This window comes from Arcobacter rhizosphaerae, assembly GCF_049472155.1.
Taxonomy (GTDB): domain Bacteria; phylum Campylobacterota; class Campylobacteria; order Campylobacterales; family Arcobacteraceae; genus Arcobacter_B.
In genome coordinates, this window is sequence record NZ_JBMOVW010000006.1 from 166,617 (window position 1) to 174,732 (window position 8,116).

8 protein-coding genes and 1 pseudogene are annotated in these 8,116 nt (G+C 26.8%); 4 read left to right on the top strand and 5 right to left on the bottom strand.

Translation table 11 applies throughout. From position 1 onward, the window contains the following. Positions 1–98 precede the first annotated feature (98 nt). Positions 99–1,320, top strand: a pseudogene (locus ACH5BH_RS10995) (IS256 family transposase). A gap of 109 nt (positions 1,321–1,429) precedes the next feature. On the opposite strand, the gene ACH5BH_RS11000 reads toward ACH5BH_RS10995, so the two are convergent. The 3 genes from ACH5BH_RS11000 to ACH5BH_RS11010 all read right to left on the bottom strand — a co-directional run bounded on the left by ACH5BH_RS11000 (position 1,430) and on the right by ACH5BH_RS11010 (position 4,364). Further along, positions 1,430–2,665: a response regulator gene (locus ACH5BH_RS11000; protein WP_423298374.1), complete on the bottom strand. Its 1,236-nt coding sequence runs from the start codon at positions 2,663–2,665 to the stop codon at positions 1,430–1,432. A 4-nt stretch (positions 2,666–2,669) separates the two neighbouring features. Then, complete coding sequence (locus tag ACH5BH_RS11005; RefSeq protein ID WP_423298375.1) at positions 2,670–3,926, bottom strand: response regulator; 1,257 nt, start codon at positions 3,924–3,926, stop codon at positions 2,670–2,672. A 75-nt stretch (positions 3,927–4,001) separates the two neighbouring features. Then, a complete protein-coding gene (locus ACH5BH_RS11010; RefSeq protein WP_423298376.1) occupies positions 4,002–4,364 on the bottom strand; it encodes a S24 family peptidase in 363 nt (120 codons plus the stop codon). 93 nt (positions 4,365–4,457) lie between these two features. Here ACH5BH_RS11010 and ACH5BH_RS11015 point away from each other — a divergent pair, with 93 nt between their 5' ends. The 3 genes from ACH5BH_RS11015 to ACH5BH_RS11025 all read left to right on the top strand — a co-directional run bounded on the left by ACH5BH_RS11015 (position 4,458) and on the right by ACH5BH_RS11025 (position 5,851). Further along, positions 4,458–4,931: a DUF2721 domain-containing protein gene (locus ACH5BH_RS11015; RefSeq protein WP_423298377.1), complete on the top strand. Its 474-nt coding sequence runs from the start codon at positions 4,458–4,460 to the stop codon at positions 4,929–4,931. A 9-nt stretch (positions 4,932–4,940) separates the two neighbouring features. Next, the gene (locus tag ACH5BH_RS11020) at positions 4,941–5,318 is read left to right on the top strand and encodes a DUF302 domain-containing protein (protein WP_423298378.1); all 378 of its coding nucleotides are present in this window, start codon (positions 4,941–4,943) and stop codon (positions 5,316–5,318) included. A gap of 98 nt (positions 5,319–5,416) precedes the next feature. Beyond that, complete coding sequence (locus ACH5BH_RS11025; RefSeq protein ID WP_423298379.1) at positions 5,417–5,851, top strand: hypothetical protein; 435 nt, start codon at positions 5,417–5,419, stop codon at positions 5,849–5,851. Here the strand turns inward: ACH5BH_RS11025 and ACH5BH_RS11030 are convergent. Both ACH5BH_RS11030 and ACH5BH_RS11035 read right to left on the bottom strand, forming a co-directional pair. Continuing rightward, positions 5,839–6,699: a bifunctional transcriptional activator/DNA repair enzyme AdaA gene (locus ACH5BH_RS11030; protein WP_404303646.1), complete on the bottom strand. Its 861-nt coding sequence runs from the start codon at positions 6,697–6,699 to the stop codon at positions 5,839–5,841. The genes ACH5BH_RS11025 and ACH5BH_RS11030 overlap by 13 nt on opposite strands. 154 nt (positions 6,700–6,853) lie before the next feature. Then, a complete protein-coding gene (locus ACH5BH_RS11035; protein ID WP_423298380.1) occupies positions 6,854–8,116 on the bottom strand; it encodes a serine hydroxymethyltransferase in 1,263 nt (420 codons plus the stop codon).

Below are 8,116 nucleotides of genomic sequence, written 5' to 3' on the forward strand. Positions count from 1 at the left end.
CAAAACAACTATCCCCCTATAACTATAAAATAATTTAAATAAAAAGGGAGTGTTAGAAATTCCGTGTCAATCTGATAAAATAATATCAAGGATTGACAATGGAACAACAAATAGAGTTTGACTTCAATGAAGTTTTAGAACAATTTAAAAGTGGTAAGAATCTAACAGGTAAAGATGGACTGTTAGCTCCACTTATCAAACAACTTACAGAAGCTGCACTTGAAGCAGAAGTAGAATCTCATATTGCTAATGATGTTCTCACAGGAAAAAAGAATAGAAAGAATGGTGTAAATAAAAAGACTATCAAAGGATTATCTGATGGTTCTTTTGAACTTGAGACTTCACGAGATAGAAATGGTACCTTTGAACCTCAAATAGTTAAAAAACATCAAACTACAATATCAAACGAGATAGAAGAGAAAATACTTTCAATGTATGGCTTAGGTATGAGCTATAGTGATATATCATCTCATATTGAAGAGATATATCATGTATCAATTTCAACTGCAACTATAAGTACAATCACTGATAAAATCATTACAAAGGTAAAAGAGTGGCAATCTAGACCTCTTGATGTAATATATCCATTCGTATGGCTTGATGCGATTCACTATAAAGTCAAAGATGGTGGAAAGTATGTATCTAAAGCTGTTTATACAATACTTGGTGTTACTATGGAGGGTAAAAAAGATATACTTGGATTATATCTTAGTGAGAGTGAAGGTGCAAACTTTTGGCTTAGTGTTTTAACTGATTTAAACAATAGAGGATTACAAGATATACTTATTGCTTCTGTTGATGGTTTAAAAGGATTTCCAGAAGCTATAAAAGCAATATTTCCACAAACTGAGGTACAACTGTGTATCATTCATCAAATACGAAATTCAATACGTTATGTAGCGTCTAAAAATCATAAAGAGTTTATGGCAGATTTAAAACCAGTGTATCAAGCAGTATCAAAAGAAGCTGCTGAAGATGCACTTCTACTACTTGATGAAAAGTGGGGGCAAGAAATATCCTATTGTACTTCAATCTTGGCAGAATAAATGGGAAAATTTATCTGTATATTTCAAATACCCACCAGAGATCAGGAAAGTTATCTATACTACCAATATTATTGAATCTGTACATAGACAGTTTCGTAAGCTTACAAAAACAAAAGGAGCTTTCCCAAATGAAAACAGCCTATTAAAATTACTATATATGGGAATAAAAAATGCTACTAAAAAATGGAATATGCCAATGTGGAACTGGAACCTGACCCTCTCACAATTAGCTATATTTTTCGAGGGTAGATTGGATGATGAACTTAAAATTTAAGTTTAAGTGTGATAGGATTTCTCCTATCAGAATTTACTTTGACACGGAATATTTAACGGTCTCATTAAGTGGTTAAAATCCTACACATTAATGCACTTGATATAATCTATTAAATCCCTATTTGTTCTTCTTTTCTTTCAATTGATGCCATTAGTTTTTCAATAGTTTTTACTTGTTCATCAAGTTCTTTTGTAAGCTCTTTTATAGTTTTATTTTTTAAATCTAATTCTTTAGTTAAACCTTTTAACTCTGTAACTGCTTTATCTTTTTTTTCTCTTACTACTTTTTCATCTGAAACAACTTTTTTAATCTTTATACTTGCTTTTTGACTTGTTTCTTTTAATTTTTTATCTAATTGAGACAACTCTTTTTTATAAAAAATTATTTGATTTGTAAATTTTGCATTTCTTTCTTTTTCTGTTTTTATTTGTACATCAATATTTCTATAAAAAGATAGTTTATTAATTAATTCATCAATTTTCTCTCTTGCTTGTGTATTTATTCGTCTGTTAGCTTGGATATTTTTTGCTGCTTTTTTCTTAAATTCTTTTTGTTCTAGTTCATCTTGGGTAGCTAGAAAGCTAACCCACATATACTCTTTTATTTGTGAAGTATTTTTATCAACCAAAGGAACAACAGTTAAATAGACATAAAAGAATTCATTATCTTTTGAAATAAATCTTATTTTTCCTTCCCAAGGTTCTGCTTTAAAAACTGTTTCCCATAATTTTTTAAAAACTAATTCATTACTTGCAGGATCTTTTAATATTTCATAATTATGATTAACTAACTCTTCATAACTATAACTTGATATTTCACAAAAATAATTATTTGCATACAAAATATTTCCATTTTCATCTGTCTTTATAACTAAAGCAACTTCATTAATTACATCAATAATATCTTCTAAATCTTTTTGTGCTTGTTTTCTTAATTTATCATGATATTTATTTTGACATACATTTTCTACACTAAAAACTAAATCTTTTGCATTTATGGGTTTTTGTAGATAATCAGTTGCTTGGTGTTCTATTGATTGAAGTAAAGATTTCGTTTCAATTTTACAAGTTGTAATTATTACTGGAATATTTTTATTTATCTCTCTAATTTTAGATAAAACTTCTAATCCAGATAAATCTTCAAGTTTTTCATTTACAATAATAATATCAATATCAAAATCTTGTTCTTTATTTTCTTTGAACTTTTTAAGTCCTTCATTTCCTAATTTTTCTGAAATTACATTTCTAAACTGTTTACAAAGCATATCTGTTAAATAATTGTTTTCTTCAACATCACTTTCTATATATAAAATATCCAGTTTTTTTAAAAATGCATAATTAAACACTAATTTAACCTTTCTTTTCTACTAATTGTTCCGTTCTATGTTTTACAACATCTTCTAAGTCTTTTATTTTTGCAGCTTTTTCTTCTATCTCTTCTTTTATTCTATGAATATAAGATTCTCTAATTTTTATTTCTTCAATTACTTTATCTATTTTTTTAGAAGCTTTAAATTCAATATCTCTCATATCAGCTGTCATTATTGAAATTTTATTTATTTTATCGTTTACTCCAAAAGTTAATTGTTCAAACCTTTTTTTACTAGCCTTCATACGATTTTCTAAGCTTTGAAGTTCTCCATATTTATCTTTATTTTCCTTATGAAGCTTATTTAAATATTCTTCAACTTTATCATAACCTTTGTATTTATTTAGATGTTGATTAAGTTCCTCTATTTTTTGTTGTGCTACTTGATAAACTCTTTTTGTTTCTTGAAGATTATATAAAACTTTTTTTCTATATTCTCTTCTTTCATTCTCTTCTTTAGTAGTCAAAAAGTTCACACTTATAAATTTTCTAATTTCTTTTTTTTCATCCTTACTAAAAACAGGAAGAATAGTTGCATTAGTATAAAAAATGGAACTGTTTTTAGTAAGATATTTCATTTTACCTTCCCACTTATTTCCATTATTTATACTTTCCCATTGTTGTTGTAATATTTTTTTAGGCATTTCATGATGATAAATAGCTTGATAATTATGTCCTAATATTTCCTCATCTTTACAATTTATAACATTTTTTAAGAAATCATTTACATAAACAATATTACCATCCATATCAAAAATAAATACAATAGCTACCTTATTTACTATACGTAAATATTCTTCAACTTCATTTTGTTCAGCTTCAATTTCATCATCTCTTCTTTTTACCTTGCAAACTTCTTCAATTTTTTCTAAAATTTCATTTATTTTTAATGGCTTCATAAAATAAGCTGTTACATCTTGTCTAAGTGAAGTTAAAAGTACATCAATATCTGCATGATCTGTAAAAAAAACAAATGGTATATTTTTATTATTATTTCTAACATGAGTTAATAAGCTAAGACCTGAACACTCTGAAATATTAGCTTCACTTACAATAATATCAATTTCATTATCACTTGAAGTTAATTTATCAAAAGATTTTATAGCTTCTTCAATACTATATGCTGTTGTAACTGACTTAAATAAAGTTTTAAATTTTTTTAAAAATTCATCTCTTAACTTTTCATCATTTTCAACATATAATATATCTAGTGTATTTAAAAAGTTTTCATCTAGCATACTATTTATTTTCCTTGTAATAGTATATATTACTATAATTTTGTTGATTTTGCTTTAAAAAATAACATTATTAGGTTAATTATTAAAAAATAAAAGCACTTTTCCAACTAAATGAATACTATTTAAATCATACACTAAATGTTTATAACTTGGATTGATTGAAATGAAACTCTTTTTATTACTATCATATTTTTTTACCCACATCTTATTTTCATAATATAGTAAATATATTTCATCATGTATTAGTTGTTTATTTGAAATATCTACAATCAACACAGCTCTATGAGATATTAAAGGTTGCATTGATTTTCCATCTACCATTGTAGCAAATAACGATTTTTCATTAAACTTTTCTTTTATTTTTGAAGTTTCAAACTTTATATTTTTTATTTTATTTTTATCAAAAACATCTGTATACTCTAAACTTATTTCTTCCATAATAAAACCTTATTCTTAAACTTTAGTTATATAGACTATTTGATTAAATACTAATTAATTTTTATATAGTAAAATAAATTAAAAAGAAAAAAAATGTCAATGGAACACATAAACAATGTAAACACTGTAGCTCAACTAATTCAATTAGCAGTTGCACCTGTATTTTTATTAGCTGGAGTTGCTGGACTTTTAAATGTTTTTACAGGAAGATTATCAAGAATTATTGATAAATTAGAAAAAATTGATAATTTCATAAGTAATCAAAAAACAAAAGAAGATGAAGAAAAAGCTATAGAAAAATATAAAGATAGAAGAAGATTCTTAACAATGCGAATGCAAAATATAAATTATTCTATTTTCTTTGGTACAAGTACAGGTCTTTTAATTGCTATGGTAATTGTAACTATGTTTTTAAGTGCTTTATTTAAATTTGAAGACTCACTATTTATAGCAAGTCTTTTTATCATTGCTATGCTATCTTTTATTTTATCTTTAATTTTATTTCTAAGAGAGATATACTATACTACGTCATTTATTAACAAAAAGAAAACTACATTAAAAAAATAAAGGCTTATAATGGTTTATACAGAAACATCAAATAAAAATGTTCAAGAACTAGTAAATGAGATTGAATCTAAAATATCAAATTATAAATTTGGAGTTTTACACATACATAATGTTGCTAAAACATTAGAATCAAAAGGTGTTGAGTTTAATGAAGAGTGTCAAATACTTGATATTTGTAATCCAAATTATGCAAAACTTTTATTAGAAAGTGACATGACATTATCATCAATTATGCCTTGTAAAATTTCAGTTTATTCAAAAAATAATCAAACATATATTTCAATGAACTCTATAGTACAATTAGTTGATGATATAAATCCAGATTTAATAGAAGAAGCACAAGAAATACAAAGTATTCTTTTAGAACTAATTGAAGAAGTTAAGTAAATTAAATTTCTTTAATGTTTGAGATATATCTATTAATAATTCTATTACTTATAGTTCTGGTGATATCTATAAACTCTTTAATTATAGGTATCTCACCTATGCCCTCTTCTAAAAAAGTAGCTAAAGAAATTTTAAGACTTTCAAAAAATACACCTTATCAAGAAATTGTTGAGTTAGGTTCTGGTTTTGGAAGTTTAGCTATTTTTTTAGCAATAAATTTACCTAATAAAAAAATTATTGCTTATGAATTATCTTTTTTTCCTTGGCTTATATCAAAAATATTACAAACTATATTTAGAGTAAAAAATCTTACTATATATAAAAAAAACTTTTTAAAACAAAACTTAAAAAACAAACTTTTAATTTGTTATCTTTTCCCTAAAGGAATGCAAAAACTTGAGGATAAACTCTTTGATGAAACTATAAATACACAAATTATAAGTAGTACTTTTGCTTTTAAACATATAAAATTTAGAGAAAAACTAGAAATAAATGATATCTATAAAACGCCTATATATCTCTATAAAACTTGATTTTCTTCTTTTTTCAAAGCCTCATAAGCAACTAAAATTTTCTTTCTTTCAATTCCCCATCTATAACCACTCATAGCACCACTTTTTGCTAAAACTCTATGACAAGGGATTAAATATCCAATATGATTTGAACCAATAGCACTAGCAACTGCTCTTACAGCTTTTGGTTTATTTATACTATTTGCTATATCTTGGTAAGTTGCTATTGTTCCATTTGGAATATTTAATAAAGCTTTCCAAATATTGATTTGGAAATTTGTTCCTTTTACATACAAGTCGAATTTTTTCTTTTCAACAAAAATATTATTTAAAAACTCTTGGGCTTTTTCATTATCTTCAATAAGTTCTGCTTTTTCCCAAATCTCTTTAAATCTATTAAAAAGAGATTCTTTATTTTCATTTGTACTATCAACAAAACCAAGATAAGAAACCCCTCTTTTAGTAAAAGCAATAAGTGCTTCCCCAAATGGAGTTGAACCATATCCATAAGTAATTTTTACATTTTTACCTGATTCTTTATACTCTTTTGGAGTAACTCCAATAATATTTACAAATAAATCATGAAGTCTACTTGGGCTTGACAGCCCCATATCTAACGCACTATCTAAAATAGATTTTGATTCTTTTAAATGTTCTTTTGCATAATTTAAAGTTACAGATTGTAAAAACTGAATAGGCGTTACACCAACATACTCTTTAAAAACTCGAATAAGATGATATTTACTCATACCAATAAATTCGGCAATTGTATCTATTGAAGGTTGTTCTTTGAAGTTTTCATCAATATATTTTATTACTTTTTCAATTTTTTTATAGTTTTCTTTTTCTTCTAAAAGTTTATTTTGCATAAAATACCCTGACGTTTCTTTATTATAATTCGTATTATATAAAAAAGTTTATTAGTAAAAGCAAAGAATTATTATTTTGGGAAACTAAAGTGGTTTGGGAAGACCACTTTAGTCATATTTTGATTTAAATAGTTTAGGGTTTAAGAATTACTTCTTAGTAAGTAGACTGATTATAAATAACAAACTTGTTAGCTAAATCTTTTAATTCAGCTTTAACAGTAGCTTGAAGATCAGTATTTTCAATATCATCTAATACATCAGCAATTTTATTTGCTATATATTCAAACTCTTGCTCTTTCATTCCTCTTGCTGTTAATGCTGGTGATCCAATTCTAACCCCTGATGTTACAAATGGTGATCTTGTCTCACCTGGTACTGTATTTTTATTTACAGTGATACCTGCATTTTGTAATGCTGCATCTGCATCTTTTCCTGAAAAGTCTTTATTTAAGAATGATACTAATACTAAGTGATTATCTGTTCCACCTGATACAATATCATATCCTCTTGAAACTAATACTTCTCCAAGCTTAGCTGCATTTGCTTTTACTTGCTTAGCATAGTCTTTCCATTGGGGAGCTAAAATCTCTTTAAATGCTACTGCTTTTGCAGCCATTACATGTACAAGTGGTCCACCTTGTAATCCTGGGAAGATTGCTGAATTAATTTTCTTAGCAATATCTTCATCATTTGTCATTATCATACCACCTCTTGGACCTCTTAAAGTCTTGTGAGTTGTAGTAGTAACTACATCTGCATAAGGGAATGGTGATTGATGTTCATTTGCTGCAACAAGTCCTGCAATGTGAGCAATATCAGCAAATAAAATAGCTCCAACTGCATCTGCAATTTCTCTAAACTTAGCAAAATCAATCTCTCTTGCGTAAGCTGATGCTCCACAAACAATGATTTTTGGTTGAGTAATCTTAGCAATTTCCATTACTTTATCATAGTTAATTCTTCCATCTAATTCTACTCCGTAGTAGAATGCTTGGTAGTTTTTACCAGAGAATGAAGGTTTAGAACCATGAGTTAAGTGCCCACCATGAGATAAGTCCATACCTAAGATTTTATCACCTGCTTTTAATAATGCTGCATATACTGCACCATTTGCTTGTGAACCTGAGTGAGGTTGAACATTTGCATAGTTACATCCAAAAATTTCACAAGCTCTATCAATAGCTAATTGTTCAGCTTTATCTGCGAATTCACATCCACCATAATATCTTTTGTATGGATAACCTTCTGCATATTTATTAGTAAATACAGAACCCATTGCTTCCATAACTGCTGGTGAAGTAAAGTTTTCACTAGCAATCATTTCTAAGTGTGTTGTTTGTCTTTCTAACTCTTGCTCAACGATATCAAATATCTCTTTATCTGCTGTCTCTAAGTTTGCGCTTGATATGTAGCTCAT

Bases quoted from the DNA above. Each gene is read 5' to 3' on its own strand.
- ACH5BH_RS11005 (WP_423298375.1), bottom strand. From the start codon at position 3,926: ATGCTAGATGAAAACTTTTTAAATACACTAGATATATTATATGTTGAA.
- ACH5BH_RS11010 (WP_423298376.1), bottom strand. From the start codon at position 4,364: ATGGAAGAAATAAGTTTAGAGTATACAGATGTTTTTGATAAAAATAAA.
- ACH5BH_RS11015 (WP_423298377.1), top strand. From the start codon at position 4,458: ATGTCAATGGAACACATAAACAATGTAAACACTGTAGCTCAACTAATT.
- ACH5BH_RS11020 (WP_423298378.1), top strand. From the start codon at position 4,941: ATGGTTTATACAGAAACATCAAATAAAAATGTTCAAGAACTAGTAAAT.
- ACH5BH_RS11025 (WP_423298379.1), top strand. From the start codon at position 5,417: ATGCCCTCTTCTAAAAAAGTAGCTAAAGAAATTTTAAGACTTTCAAAA.
- ACH5BH_RS11030 (WP_404303646.1), bottom strand. From the start codon at position 6,699: ATGCAAAATAAACTTTTAGAAGAAAAAGAAAACTATAAAAAAATTGAA.
- ACH5BH_RS11035 (WP_423298380.1), bottom strand. From the start codon at position 8,116: ATGAGCTACATATCAAGCGCAAACTTAGAGACAGCAGATAAAGAGATA.